Annotated in this window: 20 protein-coding genes; 14 read left to right on the plus strand and 6 right to left on the minus strand. The window is 65.3% G+C overall.

All coding sequences use genetic code 11. From position 1 onward, the window contains the following. Nucleotides 1-4 precede the first annotated feature (4 nt). Genes AC07XB_RS04820 through AC07XB_RS04830 form a run of 3 tightly spaced genes read left to right on the plus strand, consistent with a single transcriptional unit; the run spans nucleotide 5 to nucleotide 1,200 of the window. Nucleotides 5-508 (plus strand): Na+/H+ antiporter subunit E, encoded by a 504-nt coding sequence (locus tag AC07XB_RS04820; RefSeq protein ID WP_492371212.1) that lies wholly within the window; start codon nucleotides 5-7, stop codon nucleotides 506-508. Further along, nucleotides 493-768, plus strand: a complete 276-nt coding sequence (locus AC07XB_RS04825) for a K+/H+ antiporter subunit F (RefSeq protein ID WP_441631606.1) — start codon at nucleotides 493-495, stop codon at nucleotides 766-768. The genes AC07XB_RS04820 and AC07XB_RS04825 overlap by 16 nt, the downstream gene beginning before the upstream one ends. A gap of 27 nt (nucleotides 769-795) precedes the next feature. Further along, nucleotides 796-1,200: a Na+/H+ antiporter subunit G gene (locus AC07XB_RS04830; protein WP_492812017.1), complete on the plus strand. Its 405-nt coding sequence runs from the start codon at nucleotides 796-798 to the stop codon at nucleotides 1,198-1,200. Nucleotides 1,201-1,218: 18 nt separating this feature from the next. Here the strand turns inward: AC07XB_RS04830 and AC07XB_RS04835 are convergent, their stop codons facing one another. Then, entirely contained in the window at nucleotides 1,219-1,536 is a 318-nt protein-coding gene (locus AC07XB_RS04835) for a high-potential iron-sulfur protein (protein WP_174425926.1), read from the minus strand. 228 nt (nucleotides 1,537-1,764) lie between these two features. Here AC07XB_RS04835 and AC07XB_RS04840 point away from each other — a divergent pair, with 228 nt between their 5' ends. Beyond that, the gene (locus AC07XB_RS04840) at nucleotides 1,765-2,472 is read left to right on the plus strand and encodes a hypothetical protein (RefSeq protein WP_492811908.1); all 708 of its coding nucleotides are present in this window, start codon (nucleotides 1,765-1,767) and stop codon (nucleotides 2,470-2,472) included. Here the strand turns inward: AC07XB_RS04840 and AC07XB_RS04845 are convergent. Continuing rightward, entirely contained in the window at nucleotides 2,426-2,800 is a 375-nt protein-coding gene (locus AC07XB_RS04845) for a hypothetical protein (protein ID WP_492371276.1), read from the minus strand. The two genes, AC07XB_RS04840 and AC07XB_RS04845, sit on opposite strands and share 47 nt — an antisense overlap. Between AC07XB_RS04845 and AC07XB_RS04850 the strand changes: the two genes are divergently transcribed. Genes AC07XB_RS04850 through AC07XB_RS04860 form a run of 3 tightly spaced genes read left to right on the plus strand, consistent with a single transcriptional unit; the run spans nucleotide 2,794 to nucleotide 5,193 of the window. Continuing rightward, nucleotides 2,794-3,807, plus strand: coding sequence for a Bug family tripartite tricarboxylate transporter substrate binding protein (locus AC07XB_RS04850; RefSeq protein ID WP_492371214.1), 1,014 nt, complete (start codon nucleotides 2,794-2,796; stop codon nucleotides 3,805-3,807). The genes AC07XB_RS04845 and AC07XB_RS04850 overlap by 7 nt on opposite strands. Before the next feature lie 16 nt (nucleotides 3,808-3,823). Further along, nucleotides 3,824-4,711, plus strand: coding sequence for a PhzF family phenazine biosynthesis protein (locus tag AC07XB_RS04855; protein WP_492826712.1), 888 nt, complete (start codon nucleotides 3,824-3,826; stop codon nucleotides 4,709-4,711). Continuing rightward, a complete protein-coding gene (locus AC07XB_RS04860) occupies nucleotides 4,708-5,193 on the plus strand; it encodes a RidA family protein (protein WP_492371216.1) in 486 nt (161 codons plus the stop codon). Before AC07XB_RS04855 ends, AC07XB_RS04860 begins: the two co-directional genes overlap by 4 nt. Nucleotides 5,194-5,213: 20 nt before the next feature. Here AC07XB_RS04860 and AC07XB_RS04865 read toward each other — a convergent pair whose 3' ends face one another. Both AC07XB_RS04865 and AC07XB_RS04870 read right to left on the minus strand, forming a co-directional pair. Beyond that, a complete protein-coding gene (locus AC07XB_RS04865; protein WP_492811914.1) occupies nucleotides 5,214-6,005 on the minus strand; it encodes a helix-turn-helix domain-containing protein in 792 nt (263 codons plus the stop codon). 39 nt (nucleotides 6,006-6,044) lie between these two features. Further along, nucleotides 6,045-6,809: an SDR family oxidoreductase gene (locus AC07XB_RS04870; protein WP_492826710.1), complete on the minus strand. Its 765-nt coding sequence runs from the start codon at nucleotides 6,807-6,809 to the stop codon at nucleotides 6,045-6,047. Between the two features lie 341 nt (nucleotides 6,810-7,150). Between AC07XB_RS04870 and AC07XB_RS04875 the strand changes: the two genes are divergently transcribed. The 3 genes from AC07XB_RS04875 to AC07XB_RS04885 all read left to right on the plus strand — a co-directional run bounded on the left by AC07XB_RS04875 (nucleotide 7,151) and on the right by AC07XB_RS04885 (nucleotide 10,170). Then, nucleotides 7,151-7,837, plus strand: coding sequence for a hydrolase (locus tag AC07XB_RS04875; protein ID WP_416052675.1), 687 nt, complete (start codon nucleotides 7,151-7,153; stop codon nucleotides 7,835-7,837). Nucleotides 7,838-7,923: 86 nt separating this feature from the next. After that, the gene (locus tag AC07XB_RS04880) at nucleotides 7,924-9,795 is read left to right on the plus strand and encodes an amidohydrolase (protein WP_492826708.1); all 1,872 of its coding nucleotides are present in this window, start codon (nucleotides 7,924-7,926) and stop codon (nucleotides 9,793-9,795) included. 78 nt (nucleotides 9,796-9,873) lie between these two features. Continuing rightward, complete coding sequence (locus tag AC07XB_RS04885) at nucleotides 9,874-10,170, plus strand: XapX domain-containing protein (protein WP_492371220.1); 297 nt, start codon at nucleotides 9,874-9,876, stop codon at nucleotides 10,168-10,170. Between the two features lie 68 nt (nucleotides 10,171-10,238). Here AC07XB_RS04885 and AC07XB_RS04890 read toward each other — a convergent pair whose 3' ends face one another. Together AC07XB_RS04890 and AC07XB_RS04895 are read right to left on the minus strand one after the other, a co-directional pair. Beyond that, nucleotides 10,239-10,457 carry a DUF2188 domain-containing protein gene (locus tag AC07XB_RS04890; protein WP_174425930.1) on the minus strand — a complete coding sequence of 73 codons (219 nt, stop codon included), beginning with the start codon at nucleotides 10,455-10,457 and terminating at the stop codon, nucleotides 10,239-10,241. Nucleotides 10,458-10,542: 85 nt separating this feature from the next. Continuing rightward, a complete protein-coding gene (locus tag AC07XB_RS04895; protein ID WP_150984617.1) occupies nucleotides 10,543-11,268 on the minus strand; it encodes a GntR family transcriptional regulator in 726 nt (241 codons plus the stop codon). A gap of 170 nt (nucleotides 11,269-11,438) precedes the next feature. On the opposite strand from AC07XB_RS04895, the gene AC07XB_RS04900 reads away from it, so the two are divergent. The 4 genes from AC07XB_RS04900 to AC07XB_RS04915 all read left to right on the plus strand — a co-directional run bounded on the left by AC07XB_RS04900 (nucleotide 11,439) and on the right by AC07XB_RS04915 (nucleotide 18,950). Beyond that, nucleotides 11,439-12,659 (plus strand): pyridoxal-phosphate-dependent aminotransferase family protein, encoded by a 1,221-nt coding sequence (locus AC07XB_RS04900; protein ID WP_492826707.1) that lies wholly within the window; start codon nucleotides 11,439-11,441, stop codon nucleotides 12,657-12,659. Nucleotides 12,660-12,905: 246 nt separating this feature from the next. Then, entirely contained in the window at nucleotides 12,906-14,174 is a 1,269-nt protein-coding gene (locus tag AC07XB_RS04905) for an MFS transporter (RefSeq protein WP_492371222.1), read from the plus strand. A 209-nt stretch (nucleotides 14,175-14,383) separates the two neighbouring features. Continuing rightward, nucleotides 14,384-17,428 carry an FAD-binding and (Fe-S)-binding domain-containing protein gene (locus tag AC07XB_RS04910; RefSeq protein WP_492826705.1) on the plus strand — a complete coding sequence of 1,015 codons (3,045 nt, stop codon included), beginning with the start codon at nucleotides 14,384-14,386 and terminating at the stop codon, nucleotides 17,426-17,428. Nucleotides 17,429-17,879: 451 nt separating this feature from the next. Continuing rightward, nucleotides 17,880-18,950, plus strand: a complete 1,071-nt coding sequence (locus tag AC07XB_RS04915; protein WP_492826703.1) for a porin — start codon at nucleotides 17,880-17,882, stop codon at nucleotides 18,948-18,950. Nucleotides 18,951-19,126: the final 176 nt, after the last annotated feature.

Genomic DNA, 19,126 nt, shown 5'->3' on the forward strand with positions numbered 1-19,126 from the left:
CACCATGTGGAAACGCTTGTTCCCGCATCCTTGGCTCAGCCTGGCGCTGCTGGCGATCTGGCTGCTGCTGGCCAATAGCGCATCGCCAGGCAACTTGGCGCTGGGTGCCTTCCTCGGCTGGGCATTCTCGCTGCGAATCGGGTCACGGCTCTGGCTGCGGCCGGTGCGGCTGTCTCGTCCCGACCTGATGCTGCGCTTGTTCGTGCATGTGCTCATCGACATCGTGGTGGCCAATGTGGAAGTGGCCATCCTGGTGCTGGGGCCGGTATCCCGGCTGCGCCCGGCCTTTATCCAGCTGCCGATCGATGTCGAGCACGAGCTGGCGCTGGCCGCGCTGATCAGCATCGTGTCGCTCAGCCCTGGCACCTTGTGCGCCGAACTCAGCGACGACCGCCGCCGACTGCTGGTGCATGTGCTGGATCTTGACGATGAGGCCAGGCTGATCGCGCTGATCAAGACGCGCTACGAGACACCGTTAAGGGAGATATTCGAATGCTTGCCGTCGTAATACCGATTTCGCTGGCGATCCTCGGGGTTGCCTGCCTGCTGGCCTTTATCCGCCTGGTGCGCGGCCCGGGCCTGCCCGACCGCATCGTGGCGCTCGATACGCTCAATATCAATGCCATCGCGCTGATCGTGGTGTTCGGCATCTGGCTGCGCTCGGCGCTGTTTTTCGAGATTGCGCTGCTGATCGCGGTGATGGGCTTCATTGGCACCGTCGCGCTGACCAAGTACCTGCAGCGCGGCGACATCATCGAACTCAAGTAACCGGCACCGGGAGACCCAATGGACTCGATGAGCCCCGTCGCGGAAATCGCTACCTGCGCGCTGCTGCTGATCGGCAGCGTCTTCACCCTGGTCGGCGCGATCGGCCTCGTCCGGCTGCCTGATTTCTTCATGCGCCTGCACGGCCCAACCAAGTCGACCACGCTTGGCGTTGGCGGCGTAGTGTTGGCGTCGGTGGTGTTCTTCAGCAACCAAGGCGACGGCCTGAGCCTGCATGCGTTGCTGGTGACTGCCTTCCTGTTTCTTACCGCGCCGATCAGCGCCCATATGCTGGCCAAGGCGGCCATGCAGCAGCGCCTGCCGGTGGACCCGCGCACGCGCGGGCGATTGTGGGATGCGCAGGACCGGGAGCGCTGCGATGCGCCGGCGCAGGGCGTGGAGCCGGCTTCGCCCCGGGACGCTCAGGGCAACTGAGCGTGCAACCTTCGGCTTTTATCCCTGTTCCCACGAACTGCACCATCCGGCGGCAGCTACCTGCTTGTCGCCAAACAGCACGCAGCCGCCCGTTGCCGGGTTGGCGCCTTCCTGGAACAGCTGGCAGTTGGCGCAGGTCTGGCTGGCGGCATGCCTGGGATATTTGGCCTGGTCTACCTTGCGGGTATCCGCCTTGTAGCCCAGCTTGACCGCCTGCGGATCGGCCTCGTCGAGCGTGGGCGCGGCGGCGTAAGCGCCACGCCAGGCCGGGACGGCGGCAAGGCTTGCGACAACGGCCACCGGCATTGTTTTCATGAATTGACGGCGGGAGGACATGGGGTTTCCTTTTTTTTCTGTGGGCCGGCGGCTATTTTGCGGGGTGTTTCGGTATCCGGCCGGGCGATTGTGGCACAGGCGCTGCTGGCTGGTTGCGGGTTGATGCGGCGCCAACCCATCCGAGCGCTTCGCCGCGCCATATCTGTGGCAAACTCGGCGCTAACTTTTTTGTGCCTGCGCCGCTGGCGCGCATTCAATCCCAAGCCCTCATCAAGTCTAATCAAGCCCATGACCGCGTCCACCAATACCGACACTCTCCGCCAAGCCCTGCAGGAGCCGCTGCCTTTGCAGCTCGCGCCCTTGATGGGCACCGCCTTTGCCGAGGCGGGCGAGGCAGAGCGGTTTGCCATCTATACGGAACCGCCGGAAGCGCCCGGGCGCGATGAGGTGCTCGCTGCGCTGCGCAGCCATCTCGAGGTGCATGCCGGCGACGAGCCGGCCGTTGGCGAAGTCCTCGACAGCGAGGACTGGGAGCCGGGCCAGGCATTCGAGATGGACATGGATACCGATGAGGTTTGCGGCCAGGTGCTGTTCTACCGCCTGATCCTCGCGCGAGACCTGGATCCGGTCGGGTACTGCGCGTTCGAGATCAATGCCGACGAAACCGGCGTGATCTTCGTCACGCTGGTCGAGTCTTGGATTCGCCCGCAGTACCAGCCGCTTGGCCTGCAGCGCGGCTTTGTGCAGCTGCTGGCCAATGCCGTCTACGCCTTGCTGGGCGACCTGGATGCGCGGCTGCAGGTGGCGGGCGAGCGTAGCGCGTCGTTCGAGGTGTTGCTGGGGCAGGACCAAGCGTCCACTACGGGCGCGGCGCTGTTGCAGTCGGTCGCCGAGACGCTGAAGGCGTGGACGGTCGCAGCGGATGCTGCCGGGCGCGAGCCGCTGGGCATTACCAGCGTCCGTGTTTCGGTGCTTCCCGCCAACTCGGCGGGTTGAGGCGAGGGCGGGGAACGCGTTCATGGCCACCGGCATGGCCTGTTCCTGGAAGATTGGCACGCCGGGCGCGCACGATAGCGCTTTCTCCATGGCGATGCTGGAATAAGCGGCCGGCCGAGTCCCTGCCGGTGGCGCAGTAAGGATGCACCATGCCGCTTTGCACCGGGCCCGGCCGGACGATGGCCACCTCGACCACCAGGTCGTAGAACGCGCGGGGCCGCGCGGCGGCTTGTCGCATTTGGGCTTGCCGCTTGTCGCATCCGGGTTTGGCCTGCCCAGGGCGCCTGAATAGACTCGTTGCTTCCATCCAGGGAGAACGCCATGTCATCTGCGCCACGACTGCCTTACCGACCTTTCCATCGATCTTTGCTGTCTTACGGAGCCTACGGGGCTTCGGCCGCCATCCTTGCCGCCCTGAGCTTCGGGACGGCCTTTGCACAAGGCTGGCCTACCCGGCCCATCACGCTGGTCGTCCCGTTCCCGGCAGCCGGGGGCACCGACCTTGTCATCCGGTCGATCCAGCCGCTGCTGCAAAAGGAACTCGGGCAGCCGGTCGTCATCGACAACCGTAGCGGGGCCGGCGGCACCATCGGCTCGACCTTTGTCGCACGGGCCGCGCCGGATGGCTACACCGCCGGGGTCGTCACCACCAGCACGCATGCGGTCAGCGTCAGCGTGTACCCGAAGCTGGCGTATGACCCGGCCAGCGACTTCGCCTACGCGGGTTTCATCGGCACGTCGCCCTATGTGCTGGCAGTCAACCGGTCCTTGCAGGCCAAGGACGTCAAGGCGCTGGTGGAGAAGCTGAAGGCGGCAGGCGGGCAGCCCACGATCGGCTCGGTTGGCGTGGGCACGGTCTCCCACCTGATGGGGGAGCAGTTCAGCAAGCTGGCGAACGTGCCCATGATCCACGTGCCGTATCGCGGCGCGGCGCCGGCCTATACCGACCTGATGGGCGGGCAGGTCCAGTTGATGTTCGATAACCCGGTCGGCCTGGCGCCTTATGTGAAAGCGCAGAAGATCACGGCCATCGCCACGACCGCGCCTACGCCGCTGCTGGCGGACGTGCCGACCTTCGCCAGGCAGGGCATTGTCAATTTCGAGCAGCAGCTCTGGTATGGCGTGGCCTTTCCCAAGGGCACGCCGCTGGCCATCGTCAGCCGCTTCAATGCGGCGCTGAACACGGTGCTCGCGCAGCGCGCTGTGGCCCGCGACCTGGCCACCAAGGGCGTTACCGCTCACCCGGGCACGCCGGCCGAGATGCAGGCAACGGTGAACAAGGACATTCCGTACTGGGGCGCTATTGCTAGATCCGTGGGGGCCACCGTTGAATAAGCCCGCCTCGATCAGCATGCCCACTACGCCCGGCGCGGTCACGGTCATGCGCGTGTTTGTGCGCGGTGCGAACGCGGCCCGTGGCGGCAACCCGGTTCCCCTTGTCGCCGATGCGCGCGGCATGTCCGATGCTGCCATGCAGCAGGTGGCACTCAGCCATGGACATGAATCCGCCTTTGTCCTGCCGCCGAGCGATAGCCGATTCGACTGGCGCCTGCGCTTCTTTGTCCCGCAGCACGAGATGGAAATGTGCGGGCACGCCACCGTCGGCACGCTCTGGGCGCTGCGCCAATGGAAACGCTGGACCAGCCCCACGGCACGGGTGGAGACCTTGAGCGGCCCGGTCGTTGCCCGGTGGGATGAAGCGCACCAGCGCGCCTGGATCTCGCAGCCGCCCGTCAATCGCCGTGCGCTGTTGGAGCCGGAGCGCCAGCGCGTGGCCGACGTGCTTCGTTTGCCGGCCGGCGCCGCGCACTACGCCATGACAAACGCATCCACCAGCCGGGTCAAGACCCTGGTGGCACTGCCGGATGTGGCGGCGCTCAACCGGTTGCAGCCGGATTTCGACGCGATGGCAGCGCTGTGCGAGTCGATCGGTTCCACGGGGCTCTATCCGTTTGCGATGGATGCGACGGCGCCGCACGTTGTGCATGCCCGGCAGTTCCCCAAATCCTCTGGCTACCCCGAGGACGCGGCGACGGGCATCGCCGCGGCCGCGCTCTGGGGGCATCTGATTGCGTCGGGCGCGTTTGCCAACGACGGTGCTGGCTCGCAAGCGGTCACCGTCGTGCAAGGCGAAGCCATGGGCTGCCCGTCCGAGATCCAGGTGAGCCCTCGGTATTCGCCGGAAGGGGGGGGAGATGGTTGCTGGCTAAGCGGCAACGTGGAATGGGAGGCGCCGTGAGCCATGCATCTCCGGAGGCCCGGCTGGCAGCCGCCGGCTTTGCATTGCCGAGCGCTCCCGTGCCGCGCGGCATGTATGCCCCTTCCTGCATGGTGTCCGGACAGGAAGGGCGATGGATTGCCATCAGCGGCCAGACCTGCCGGCAAGATGGGATAGCCATCGCGGGCATTTGCCACGGCGAGTACGACGTGGCCGACGCGCGCCTTGCCGCCGAAGTGGCCATGCTGAATGCGCTGGCGGCGCTACGGGACGCTTGCGGCGGCCAGCTGGACCGGGTGGCACAAGTGATGCGCTTGCGCGGCTTCATTCGTGCATCGGCGGATTTCGCGCACCATCCCGCGGTGCTGGACGCGGCCTCGGCCGTGCTGTGCGTGGCGTTTCCCGGCCAGTTGCTGCCTGCCCGCAGCGCGGTTGGGGTGGCGAGCCTGCCGAGCCAAGCCTGGATCGAAATCGAGATCGATGCGTGGGCGCTGGCTTGCTAAACGCGATGTCGGACGGCTGGCTAACGGGTTTGCTCGCCGGCCGTCCGCAGTAGCCTGGCGAGGTGCCCGCTGGTAGCGAATCCAAGCCGCTCGCTGACCCGGGCCAGTGAATGCCCCTCGCTCAGCAATGCCCTGGCGTGCGCTGCCAGCAGCCTGCGCCGGATGCTGACGGGACTGGCACCGAATTCCTCTTGCGCGGCGCGTTGAAGCTGGCGCGTTGAGACGCCGAGCTCGCAAGCCACCGCTTCCACGGCGGGGAGCGCGGCCTCGTATTCCAATGCCAGCATGAAGCACTGCACCATCCTGCTCCCGATGGAGATGGGCGCTGGCGGCAAGGCCAGCGGCTGGCTCGATAGCACTTGCGCAACGATCGCGCGCACCAATAGCGCGGTGCTGGCCGTGGCGAGGGTTGGCGCCAGCAGGGCATCCAGCATGGCGATGGTGGCGCCGTCCAGACGGAGGGCCCCGAAATGCCGGCACTCGTGCAGGCTGTCGGGCGGCAGGTACAGCTCCCCGTGTTGTTGGCGGCCCGAATCCGAGACGGTGAGGTGCGCGGCATAAACGGGAAGCAAGACGGCCGAACCCCGGACCAGCTTTGCGGCGCGGGAGTCTGCGAGGCCTGGGGCGCGATCGGAATCATGGCCTGGCGCCATCCACGCACTTTTGAGCCTGCCCAGGCGCGGCCACAGCAGCATGGCGCAATCGTGCGTATGCCATTCGAAGCGATAGTCCGGCTGGCGGCTCTCGCGGAACGCGAATCCTTGGGCCGAGATCAGGGCAAGCTTGGAAGAGAGTGGCGCAGTGATGGGCATCGGAACGCGTTGCTGGTGTCGTGGCTTTCGAGCCTTTGCTCAGGTACGGGTGATCGATGCACCACCATCCACCAGGGATGCGGTACCGGTCACGAAGGCTGAATCGTCGGATGCCAGGTACAGCACCGAACGGGCCAGTTCGTCCGCACTGGCCACGCGCTTGAGGGCGTGGAGGTTGGTGATAAAGGACTGGGACTCCGCCGTGCTGTTCATGCTGCGGTACATGTTGGTGTCCACGGCCCCCGGCAGTATCGCATTGACACGCACTCCTTGTGGCCCGAACTCGGCGGCTAGCGCCTGGGTCAGGCCGATCAGCCCCGATTTGCTCGCCGCGTAGGCTGCCACACCGGGAAATGCAAAGCTGTAGCCGACAAACGTCGAGGTGAAGATGACCGAGCCGCCGCCGTTCTTGAGCATTTGCGCGATCTGATGCTTGGCGCCGAGGAAGGAGCCCGTCAGGTTGATCGCGATGGCGTCATTCCAGCCCGCTTCGGAAACACTGGTGCTGGGGCCGGATTCGCCCAGCGTGCCGGCGTTGTTGAACGCGACATCCAGCCTGCCGTAACGCTCGACCGCCAGCGCGACCAGCGCCTTGGCATAGTCCTCCGCGCGCACATCGCCAGCCAACGCGGTGGCGTCGCCGCCGGCCGCGCGGATCTGCGTGGCCAGTTTGTCCAGTTCGTCCTGGCGCCGCGCCCCGATGACGACCTTGGCGCCCTGGGCGGCAAACAGCTTCGCCGTGGCGAATCCGATGCCGCCGCTGGCACCGGTGACGATGGCGACCTTTCCGGCCAAGCGTTCCATAGCGTTTCTCCCGTTCGGCGCATGCGGAGGGTTCCGCCTGATGGCGCCTGGTTAAGCGAGTATGGTTGTCAAAAGCGATTTCCAACAGGGCTGTATCGCAAAATTCACGCAAGCGCATGACGCCATGCCGGCGCTGAAGGCAAGGAAAAAAGCGCCCGCTGCCGGGTAAGAAAAGCCTGGCCCGTTTGAAAAGAGTTCCTATATTAGTAAGGCTCAAAGCATGGGGCGCGCTTCACGCCGCCGCATGTGCACGCACGCGGGCGCCGCGCCCACGAGGCGAATTCAAGGCGAGGGCGTCACGCGTCCTCGATCGATCCGTACGTCCGTATCGGAGAAACACCATGACTAACCCGAAGCTCGAGGTATTGACGCCGCAGAACAGTCAGTTGATTTTCATCGATCACCAGCCACAAATGGCCTTCGGCGTGCAATCCATGGACCGGCAGGCCCTCAAGAACAATACTGTCGGATTGGCCAAGGCGGCGAAGATATTCAATATTCCCACCACGATCACTACCGTGGAGTCCGAGAGTTTCTCGGGCTTCACCTATCCGGAATTGCTCGATGTGTTTCCCGGCAAGACGCTGCTTGAACGCACGTCGATGAACTCCTGGGATGACCAGAAGGTACGTGATGCGCTCGCGGCGAACGGGCGCAAGAAGGTCGTCGTCTCCGGCTTGTGGACCGAGGTGTGCAACAACAGCTTTGCGCTGTGCGCGATGGCCGAGGGCAACTACGAAATCTACATGGTGGCCGACGCCTCGGGCGGCACTTCCAAGGAAGCGCACGACTATGCCATGCAGCGCATGATCCAGGCTGGCGTCGTCCCCGTGACCTGGCAGCAGGTGCTGCTCGAATGGCAGCGCGACTGGGCGCACCGCGACACCTATGACGCCGTGATGAAACTGGTCAAGGAGCATTCCGGCGCTTACGGCATGGGCGTGGACTATGCCTACACGATGGTGCACAAGGCCGAGCAACGGACCAGCGACAAGCACGAGGCCCTGCCGGCCGTGCCCGCCCGCTAGCGCTCAGACTGCGCTTTGCCGAACCGGCGGGTGCCGCTTTTCCGCGGCCCCCGCTGCATGTCGTTGCCATCGACCGGAGCCTCGCCATGGATGCCACCGCCAAGCCCGAACTGATCCTGATGAACGGGCGCTTTGCCACGCTTGACCGCGCCAACCCGCAGGCCGATGCCGTTGCCATCCGGGATGGCAAGTTCGTTGCCGTGGGCGCGCGGCAGGATGTGATGGCCCTGGCGGACAGCGGCACCCAGGTGATCGACCTGCATGGCCGTTGCGTCGTGCCGGGGCTGATCGACAGCCATATGCACATCATCCGCGGCGGACTGAACTACAACATGGAGTTGCGCTGGGATGGCGTGCGCTCGCTGGCCGATGCCATGCGCATGCTCAAGGAGCAAGTGGCGCGCACACCGGCACCACAATGGGTGCGCGTGGTAGGCGGCTTTACCGATCAGCAATTCGCGGAGAGGCGCCTGCCTACCATCGATGAGCTGAACGCGGCCGCGCCGGATACCCCGGTATTCATCCTGCACCTGTACGACCGTGCCATCCTCAACGGCGCCGCCCTGCGCGCCGTGGGCTATACCAAGGACACGCCGAACCCGCCGGGCGGCGAGATCGTGCACGACAAGGCCGGCAATCCCACGGGCCTGCTGCTCGCCAAGCCAAACGCCACCATCCTCTACGCCACGCTGGCCAAGGGCCCGAAGCTGCCGCCCGAATACCAGAAGAACTCCACGCGCCATTTCATGCGCGAGGTGAACCGTCTTGGCGTGACCGGCGTCATCGACGCTGGTGGCGGCTACCAGAACTACCCCGAGGACTACCACATCATCGAGGAGCTGCACAAGGACGGGCAGTTCACGGTGCGCCTGGCCTACAACCTGTTCACGCAAAAGCCCAAGGACGAGCTCAGCGATTTCAGCGGCTGGTCCAAGCAGATCAAGCCCGGCCAGGGCGACGACCTGTACCGCCACAACGGCGCCGGCGAGATGCTGGTCTACAGTGCCGCCGACTTCGAGGACTTTCGCGTCGAGCGGCCCGACATGCCGCCATCGATGGAAGGCGACCTGGAGCCGGTGATCCGCCTGCTGGCGGAAAACCGCTGGCCATGGCGCCTGCACGCTACCTATGACGAGACCATCTCCCGCGCGCTGGACGTCTACGAAAAGGTGGCGCGGGACGTGCCGTTCGACGGCCTGCACTGGTTCTTCGACCATGCCGAGACCATTACCGACCGCAACATCGACCGCATCGCGGCGCTGGGCGGCGGCATCGCCGTGCAACACCGCATGGCCTACCAGGGCGAGTATTTCGTCGAGCGCTATGGCGCCAAGGCCGCCGAGAGCACGCCGCCCATCAAGCGCATGCTGGAGCGCGGAGTCAATGTGGGCGGCGGCACCGATGCCACGCGCGTGGCGTCGTACAACCCCTGGGTGTCGCTGTCCTGGATGGTCACTGGCAAGACCCTGGGCGGACTCTCGCTGTATCCGCAGGCCAACCTGCTCGACCGCGAAGCCGCGTTGCGCCTGTGGACCGAGGCCAATACCTGGTTCTCCTCCGAGCAAGGCAAGAAGGGCCAGATCCAGGCTGGGCAGCTGGCCGACCTAGCGGTGCTGTCGAGCGACTATTTCTCCGTGCCGGGCGACGAGATCCAGGACATCACCTCCGTGCTGACCATGCTGGGCGGCAAAGTCGTGTATGGCGATGGCGATTTCGGCAAGCTGGCGCCGCCGCTGCCGCCCGCCATGCCGGACTGGGCGCCGGTGCGCGCTTTCGGCGGCTACCAGCCACGGCGGGCGCCAGGCGCGCAGGCGCTGGCCGTGACGGCTGGCTGCGGCTGCGCGAGCGCCTGCGGCGTGCACGGCCATGCACATGCCGGTGCGTGGCAGTCCAGCGCGCCGGTGTCGGATCACCGCGGGTTCTGGGGCGCGTTGGGTTGCTCCTGCTGGGCGTTCTGATGGCAGTGAAGACGGCAGTGAAGACGCTTTGGTCCGCACCACCATCCTGACCGGCGGCTACTTCCAGGGAGAAGCACCATGAAGCTGTTTCTTGTTTCGTTCGGCGCGGGGATTCTGGTTGGCATCATCTATGCGCTGTTGCAGGTCCGCTCGCCGGCCCCGCCCGCCATTGCCTTGATCGGGCTGCTTGGGATGCTGATTGGCGAGCAGGTGGTGCCTACCGCAAAGCGCTTGATGGCCGGCGAGCCGATCACTGTTGCGTGGTTTCGCTCCGAGTGCGTGCCCAAGATCAGTGGTGCACCCCCCGCGCCGCCTGTGTCGGCGCAGGGGGCGGCGGCAACGGTGGCCAGCACAGGAGACAAGAGCGGCACCTAGGTGCCGGCCCACGCGGGGGACATGGCGTCAGGACCTGGACTTATGCCCCGGCTTGCCCATATCCAGCGCTATATCGAGCGAGGCTCATGCCCAAAGCTGCTGCGGGTACGGATCTGTCCGTCCAGTCCATGAATCAACAACTCGACCTGCTCGCGCTGGGCGTCGCGCGTGCCGGCCTCCACGGCGTCTTCCTGCGACGCGTGATGCGAGTTGGCATACCGCGCGCCCTCCTGGATCACGTCCCATCCGGAACCATGCGGCAAAACGTGGATGTTATGGGCTGTCATGACGATCTCCTGTGGCTTCTAGCTGATAGCGGCTGACTCCATTCTGGCCCAGTGCCAGCACATGGCTATCGGAGACCGTCTGACTTTAATCGTTGTGGGCGGGCGGGTCGCCGACCGGGTCCGGATGGATCTGCATGATGGCGTCGCGCTTTTCCAGCAAGTGGCGCTTGAGGATGGCGCCCAGCAGCTTGCCGTCACGCGCCTCCAGTGCCTTGATCATGTCTTCGTGATCATGCACGGCGCGATCCCACTTGTCCGTCTGGTGGTTGGAGCGAAAGCGCAGCGCCTTCAGGCGGCGGTTGATGCCCTGGTAGGTCTGGCGCAGCGCGGTGTTGCGCGCCGCCTCGTTGATGCGGTCGTGGATTTCCTGGTTGCGGCTGTAGTAGCCCGGCAGGTCGTTCTGCACACGGCAGGCCAGCATCGAATAATGCAGCGCCTTGATCTCGGCCAGCTCGGCCGGCGTGATGCGCTCGCAAGCCAGCTCGCCCGAGAAGGCTTCCAGGCCGCTCATCAGCTCGAACGTCTCCCAGACTTCCGCCTCCGTCATGCGCGAGACGCTGGCGCCCCGGTTGGGCGAGATCTCGATCAGGCCCTCCGCCGCCAGCACCTTGAACGCCTCGCGCAGCGGCGTGCGGGAGATGCCCAGCGTTTCACATAGCTCACGTTCGTTGAGCTTCATGCCCGGGGACAGCACGCCTTCCACGATGAACTTGCGCAGGTGGTCGACTACCGTGTCGTGCAGCCGCTGGCGCTCGACCTTGGGGAGGACCGCGGCAGGGCGCGTGAGGTCGCTGCCAGATGGATTCTGCATTCAAAGTCCTTATCTTTGCGTTTTTCGCATTCTACTGCATCTCCTGGCAGGCACCCAAATTCGGGGTAAACACCCAATGTTCAGGCCAAAACAGCGCTTGGAGGTGGTGCGTTTCGTCTGCTAAAGTATTTTGAATGCAAAATGCATAATTTACAAAGGAGGGACAACCCATGATCAAACTCGACTTCCACCCCGCTGGCCGCCACTTCCTGCAGATCCCTGGCCCGAGCCCAGTGCCCGACCGGATCCTGCGTGCCATGAGCTATCCGACCATTGACCACCGTGGCCCGGAGTTCGGCGCGCTGGGCCGCAAGGTGCTGGCGGACATCAAGAAGATCTTCAAGACCGAGCAGCCGGTCATCATCTATCCGGCCTCTGGCACCGGCGCCTGGGAGGCCGCGCTGACCAACACGCTGAGCCCCGGCGACACGGTGTTGATGTTCGAGACGGGTCACTTCGCCACGCTGTGGAAAAAGATGGCGCAAGCGCTCGGGTTGAAGCCGGAATTTCTCGGGCTGCCCGGCATCGAGGGCTGGCGCCGTGGCGTGCAGGCCGACATGATCGAAGCTCGCCTGCGCGCCGACAGCGCGCACGCCATCAAGGCGGTGTGCGTGGTGCACAACGAGACCTCGACCGGCGTGACCTCCGACATCGCCGCGGTGCGCCGCGCCATCGACGCGGCCGGCCACCCGGCGCTGCTGCTGGTGGACACCATCTCCGGCCTGGCCTCGGCGGACTATCGCCACGACGAGTGGGGCGTGGACGTAACGGTATCGGGCTCGCAGAAAGGGCTGATGCTGCCACCGGGGATCAGCTTCAATGCGCTGTCGCCCAAGGCCATCGCGGCCAGCAAGGCGGCAAAGCTGCCGCGCGCGTTCTGGGCCTGGGGCGAGATCATCGAAGCCAACAAGAACGGCTACTGGCCGTACACGCCGAACACCAATCTGCTCTATGGCTTGTCCGAGGCGCTGGACATGATCCTGGAGGAGGGCCTGGACAACGTCTTCGCGCGGCACCAGCGGCTGGCCGAAGCCACGCGCCGTGCGGTGCGGGCCTGGGGCCTGGAGATCCAGTGCGCGGATGCCTCCGTGTACAGCCCCGTGCTGACGGGCGTGATGATGCCCGACGGCGTGGATGCCGACGACGTGCGCAAGCGCATCTATGAACGCTTCGACATGTCGCTGGGACAGGCGCTGGGCAAGATACGCGGCAAGATGTTCCGCATCGGTCATCTCGGCGACTGCAACGACCTCACGCTGATGGCCACGCTGTCCGGCTGCGAAATGGGGCTGAAGCTCGCCGGCGTGCCGGTGGCGGCCAGCGGCGTCGTGGCGGCGATGGAGTACCTGGCATCGCATGCGGATAGCCCGGTGCTGAAGGCCGCGGCATAAGCCAGCAAGGGAGGGCCGGGCGGCCTTCCTGAACCGCGCAACGCAATAACAAGCGAGCGAGTGCAAGCAGGCATGGCTTCACCCCTGGGGTGAGGCCAGGAACAGGTGTTGCCCATTTTTGCCGTTCGGCAGCCATGCCAACGCCTGTGCGCAGTAGCGGGAACCGGCCATAGAGCCGGCCGCGATGAATTTGCCCTGGCCCGGCGTCCCGCCGGGCGGGCAGGAACAACACAACGGAGACAAACCATGAAGCGCCTGCGTGCAACCAGCGTCGTGCTGGGGATGCTATGCATCATGTATTTCATCACCTACCTGGACCGCGTCAATGTGAGCACGGCCGCGGCCGGCTTTGGCCAGGAGTTCAACCTCAGCAAGACCGAGATCGGCCTGGTGTTCTCGGCCTTTGCCTATCCCTACCTGGTGTTCCAGATCATCGGCGGCTGGGTGAGCGACCGGTTCGGCGCCAAGCGCACCCTGATGGTCTGCGGCGTGCTGTGGGCCGTCGCCACGTTGCTCACGGGCTTTGCCGGCGGTCTGGTTTCCCTGCTCGCCGCGCGCTTGCTGCTGGGCCTGGGCGAGGGCGCTACCTTTCCGGCTGCCACCGCCGCCATGGCACGCTGGGTGCCCAAGGAAAAGCGTGGCTTCGCGCAGGGCATCACCCATGCCTGCGCCCGGGTCGGCAACGCCGTGGCCCCGGCCGCGGTCGTCGCCATCATGGCGGTCTACGGCTGGCGCGAGTCGTTTTACATCTGCGGCGCGATCAGCCTGGTCTGGGTGGCGCTGTGGGCGGTGACCTTCACCGAGCATCCGAAGGACCATCCCCGCATGACCCCGGCAGAACTCGAGACGCTGCCCGCCCCCAGGAAAAAGGCTGCCAACGTGCCCTGGCGCCGCCTGTTCAAGCGCATGGCCCCCGTGACCATCGTCTACTTCTGCTACGGCTGGACCCTGTGGTTGTTCCTGAGCTGGATTCCGCAGTACTTCCTGCATAGCTACGACCTGGACCTGAAGAAGTCCGCCATCTTTGCCTCCGCCGTATTCTTTGCCGGTGTGATCGGCGACACCCTGGGCGGCATCGTCACCGACAAGCTCTACGACCGCACCGGCAGCCTGAAGCGCGCGCGCAGCGGGATGGTGGCGGTCTGCATGCTGCTGACCATGTTGTCGCTGCTCCCCCTGCTGTTTACGCACAACCTCTATGTCTCGATGGCTTGCCTGGCCGGCGGCTTTTTCTTTGCCGAGATGACAATCGGGCCGATGTGGGCGATTCCCATGGACATCGCGCCGGAGCATTCCGGCACCGCGAGCGGGATGATGAATTCCGGCTCGGCGCTGGCCGCGATCATCTCGCCAGTGCTCTCGGGCTACCTGATCGATCGCTTCGGCAGCTGGGAGCTGCCCTTTATCGGCAGCATGGTGCTGATGGGTATTGGCGTGATCCTGGCCTTGCGCATGCAGCCAGAGAGCAAGTTCGAAGCCGAGCCCGCGGATGCCTCGAAGCCGTTGCGCGCCTGAGCCACGCAGACATGCCAACCGACCCGCAAACCATGCGCCAGCCCTATGCCCATCTCTATCCCTCGCCGGGTCGTACACGGGCATGCATTTTCCCGCCCGGGCCGGCGTGGCGCTGGGCCGGATCGCGGGCCTGCCGCCAGTTGAACTGATCCTCGCATGACACGGCGCGCCGGTACGGCACCCCTCCACACAAGCCCTGGTAGAAAGCCATGAACCCATCCTCCTCCCCGATGCTCGTCAAGCCGATCCATCTTGTGCCGTCGCCGGGCCGCGCCGGCCCGGCGCTGTCGCCGCTCTCGGCCCGTTTGCGCAAGGAACTGCGCGGCGACGTGTTCTTCGACCGCGCCAACCGGGGCCGCTACGCCACCGATGCCTCGATCTACCAGATCACGCCCATCGGCGTGGTGGTGCCGCGGGACCAGGCGGACCTGTTGCTGGCGCTGGAGATCGCCCGCGACGAAAAAGCCCCGGTACTGGCGCGCGGCGCCGGCACCAGCCAGTGCGGACAGACGGTTGGCGAGGCGCTGGTGATCGACAACAGCAAGTGGCTGAACAACGTGGTGGATTTCGATCCCGTGGCCGCCACCATCACGGTTGAGCCCGGCATTGTGCTGGACCACCTCAACGCCTGGCTGAAACCGCACGGCCTGTGGTTCCCGGTGGATGTATCGACGGGGGCGCAATGCACCATCGGCGGCATGGCCGGCAACAACTCTTGCGGCTCGCGCTCCATCGAGTACGGCAACATGGTGCACAACGTGCTGGGCATCGATGCCGTGCTGGCAGATGGCAGCCAATGCCATTTCGGCTCGCTGAAGGCTCCCGTTTCCGATCCGCGCGCAGCGGGCATCCTGAAGGGCTTGCGACGCATCGCCACGCGCGAGCGCGACGAGATTGCCGAGCGCATGCCCAAGGTGCTGCGCCGTGTGGCCGGCTACAACATCGACCTGTTCGCATGCCAGAATCCGCGTGCCTATACCGACGACGGCCACGCCAATCTCTCGCATATCCTCGTGGGTTCGGAGGGCACGCTGGCTTATAGCCGGCAGGTCACGCTGAAGCTGTCTGCGCTGCCGCGGCACAAGGTGCTGGGCGTGGTGAATTTCCCCACGTTCTACCAGGCCATGGACATGACGCAGCATATCGTCAGGCTCAAGCCGGTTGCGGTGGAACTGGTGGATCGCACCATGATCGACCTGTCGATGGAGAACCCGGCGTTCCGCCCCGTCATCGAGAGCGCCTTGTCCGGCGAGCCGCAGGCCATCTTGCTGGTCGAGTTCGCCGGGGAGGAACACAGCGCGCTGCTGGCGCAGCTCGACGACCTGGCAGCGCTGATGAGCGACCTGGGGCTGCCCGGCTCGGTGGTCAAGATGGCCGACGCCAGGTCGCAGAAGGCGTTGTGGGATGTGCGCAAGGCCGGGCTCAATATCATGATGAGCATGAAGGGCGATGGCAAGCCGGTTTCCTTTATCGAGGATTGCGCCGTGCCGCTGGAGCACCTGGCCGAGTACACCCGCCGGCTTACCGCCGTGTTCCACAAGCACGAGACCGAAGGCACCTGGTATGCCCATGCCAGCGTGGGCACGCTGCATGTGCGCCCGATCCTGGACATGCGGCGCGACGGCGCAGTGCGCATGCGCGAAATCGCCGAGGAAGCGGCAGAGCTGGTGCGCGAGTACAAGGGCGCGTACTCCGGAGAACACGGCGATGGCCTGTGCCGGGGCGAATGGGTGGCCTGGCAGTATGGCCCGCGCATCAACGCCGCCTTCGGCGAGATCAAGGCGCTGTTCGATCCGCACAACCGCTTCAACCCGGACAAGATCGTACGCCCGCCCAGGATGGACGCGCGCGAGAACTTCCGCTTTGCGCCGGGCTATGCCGCCTTGCCACTCACGCCGGCGCTCGACTGGTCCGCATGGAACGTCAGCCGCAACCCGTTGACCGGCGAGGAAACGGCGCCCGGCACGGGCACCGACCGCGCCGGCGGCCTGGCTGCGGCGGTGGAGATGTGCAACAACAACGGCCACTGCCGCAAGTTCGATGCGGGCACCATGTGCCCGAGCTATCGCGTGACCAAGGACGAGCAGCACGTCACGCGCGGCCGTGCCAATACGCTGCGGCTGGCAGTGTCGGGCCAGCTGGGCGATGACGGCCTTGCCAGCCGTGAAGTCAAGGAAGCGCTCGACCTGTGCGTCTCCTGCAAAGGCTGCAAGCGCGATTGCCCGACCGGCGTGGACATGGCCAGGTTCAAGATCGAAGCGCGCCATGCCTGGGCCCAGCGGCACGGCATCACCGTGCGCGAGCGCATGGTGGCGTTCATGCCGCGCTATGCGCCCGTGGCGAGCCGCCTTGCCGCGCTGCTAGCGCTGGCCGATGGCATTCCCGGCATCTCCGGCGTGGTGAAGCGGGCCATGGGATTCGCGCCGCAACGCTCGCTGCCGCGCTTCAAGGCCGCGTTCCTGTCAAAAGCCAAGGCAACGCGCCAAGGCGGGGCGGGCCGCGAAGTCATGCTCTTCGTCGACACCTTCAGCAACTACATGGAGCCGGAGAACGCGCTGGCGGCGCAGCAGGTGCTGGAGGCGGCGGGCTACACGGTGCATTTCAACCGCCGCGAAGGCGAGCGCCCCTTGTGCTGCGGCCGCACCTTCCTTGCGGCGGGGCTGGTGGGCCAGGCCAGGGAGGAGGCGCGGCGCCTGCTGGATGCGGTCAAGCCCTATGTCGATCGCGACATCCCCATCGTCGGCCTGGAGCCTTCGTGCCTGCTGTCCTTGCGCGATGAGTTCCTTAGCTACGGCTACGGCGACGAGGCCAGGAAGCTGGCCGCACAGGCCTTCCTGTTCGAGGAGTTCCTGGTGCGCGAGAAGGCAGCCGGCCGCCTCTCGCTCGATCTTGATGCGCTGCACACGAGCGAGGCCGTGGTGCACGGCCACTGCCACCAGAAGGCATTCGACGCCTTCACCCCGGTGCAGACCGTGCTGGGCTGGATCCCCGGCCTGAAGGTCTCCCCGGTGGAATCGTCCTGCTGCGGCATGGCGGGCAGCTTTGGCTACGAGGCCGAGCACTACGAGGCGTCCAAGGCCATGGCCGAGCTGTCGCTGCTGCCAGCGGTGCGCAAGCGCGCCGCCAATGCCATCGTGGTGGCCGACGGTACCAGCTGCCGCCACCAGATCCTGGACGGCGCCGACACCGAGGCCATGCACGTGGCGCGTGTGCTGGCGATGGCGCTGAAGCGGCAGGGCGGGCCGCAGGCCTGAGGCCCGCGCAGTTCACCGTGGTGGTGCTCTGGCCGCGCAGCGATCGCTGCGTGGATCGCTGTTTTGCCAAGGGGCAAATCCACCGGCCCGGAGGGAGCACTACCGCCGCGGTGCGGCAATTCCATGGCCTGGCGGCATAGCCTGGCAGGTCCTTCGGGGCTATTGCCAAACTCACTGCCTTACTGCGACTCAACCGCGTGAGTCTCGTCCCCCGCTCAGCGCTACGCACGCCCTCAGGGCGACGCTTCACTTGGCTGCCTGCTTGAACAGTTATTCCCGTATCCGGAACAATAGATGTTCCGATTGGATAACTATTTACTTATTGCTGTCACATAAGTGCCTTACGATGCGTCACTCGCATGGAGTTGGCCTTGGCTGTCTCGCTTTCTTGCCAAGGCAGGCTTCCCCGGTAGCGTGACCCTGCCGGATCAATCAGAAACCGAAAATGATCATGAAAAAACCTCTCTTCGTTTTGGCAGCAGCTGCTGCGTGCGCCGTGTCCACCGCTGCTTCAGCGCAATCGTCTGGCGTGACGCTTTACGGCATTGCCGATGCTGGCGTTAGCTTCCAGAGTCACGTGCAAGGCCCTAACGGTGGCGGCTCGGTCACAGGCTTGACGTCCGGTGGCCTCTCCGGTTCGCGCTGGGGCATTCGCGGTGTGGAGGACCTGGGCAATAACCTGAAGGGCATCTTCGTGCTGGAAAGCGGTTTTGACCTCGACACGGGAAAGTCCGCCCAAGGCAACCGCTTGTTCGGCCGTCAGGCCTATGTTGGCCTGCAGAGCAACTTCGGCGCAGTCACGCTGGGCCGCCAGCAAAACGCCCTGTATGACCTGTTCGGCGCCTACGACCCGATGGCGGTCGGCAGCAGCTACTCGCTCAACTCGGTCGATACCCAGGGCTTCAACGGCCGCGCCGACAACGCCGTCAAGTACACCGGCAAGTTCGGCGGCCTGACCGCCACCGGTTTCTACAGCTTCGGCCGCGATAGCAACATCACCAACGGTGGGGAAGTGCCGGGTAGCTTCCGGGTTGGCAAGAACTTCGGCGGCGGCTTGGCGTACGCGAACGGCCCGGTCTCGGTGGGTGTCGCCTATGACCAGTACCAGGGCAGCACCATTGCCACGTCCGGCGCTGCGGCCAAGCGCGCCGCAATCGGTGGCGCGTATGCGTTCGGCGATGCCAAGGTGTTCGCCGGCTATCGCTGGATGCGCGATGAGGTCACCAGTGCGACCGTAGTCCGCCAGGACAACCTGTACTGGCTGGGCGCGCTGTATAAGTTCACCCCTGCCTTCAGCCTGACCGGCGCGGCTTACTACACCGACGCCCGCAAGGACAGCAACAGTTCGTGGATGTACGTCTTGAATGCCGACTATGCCCTGTCCAAGCGCACCGATGCCTACGTGCTGCTCGGCTACGTGAAGAACAAGGGGCAGGCAACCTACGGCGTGACCAACGCAATGAACACCCTGCCCGGCCAGAACCAGACCGGCGCCATGGTTGGTGTGCGTCACCGCTTCTAATACCGCTCGCGATATCAGCCAGCGTGCTGTCGGGGTGCGCTGGAGACAAGTCATATCGACCTTGCCTTTGTTCACTGGGTGCAAGGACGCTTGGCCGGCAGATTTGCCGGCCTTTTTTCGCGCAGTCACGTTGCCCAGGGATGACGATACTGTCGTCATTTCTTGACGTATCGGAG

The sequence above is a fragment of the Cupriavidus sp. GW821-FHT02F09 genome (assembly GCF_059421605.1).